The sequence below is a fragment of the Pseudomonas sp. HY2-MNA-CIBAN-0224 genome (assembly GCF_040310285.1).
GTDB lineage: Bacteria > Pseudomonadota > Gammaproteobacteria > Pseudomonadales > Pseudomonadaceae > Aquipseudomonas > Aquipseudomonas helleri.
This window is the reverse complement of sequence record NZ_JBEOPQ010000206.1, coordinates 1-418: the sequence shown is the minus strand read 5'-3', so window position 1 is coordinate 418 and position 418 is coordinate 1. Positions and strand designations below refer to the sequence as shown.

The following is a 418-nucleotide window of genomic DNA, read 5'->3' as shown; positions in this document are numbered from 1 at the left end:
CTACGTGAGCGTACCCAGAGCTCTCCTGTCTCGCCCTGTGGCAGTGTATTGCCTTCACTGTCAACGATAACACACTCAACACTAGGTGTAGGTTGACCAGCGGAACCTAATCGAACTTCGTCCACTTCTGTTTTTATAATATGTTTTTGGGTGCTCATGTTCAATGCAAAACCAAAGTGCTCGGTAGACCCATATCCCTGTATGAATATATTACCTAGCTTTGCCTGAAGTAATTTGAGTTTTCCTGGGCTCATAGGTGCTGCGCCATAAACCACATACTTAAGCGTACTTAAATCAGACTCAATCTCTAGCAGGCGATAAAGTATGGTAGGCACTAAGAATGTCAGCGTAGCCTTTTCTTTTTCAATATTAGCGCAGTAAGCATTCAAATCAGGGCTGTTTTGGGTAATCGTACAGC

Annotated in this window: 1 protein-coding gene; it reads right to left on the bottom strand. The window is 43.8% G+C overall.

From position 1 onward, the window contains the following. Nucleotides 1–418 (bottom strand): AMP-binding protein (locus AAEZ03_RS26045; RefSeq protein WP_350582627.1); only part of this gene is annotated, 418 nt, incomplete at both ends.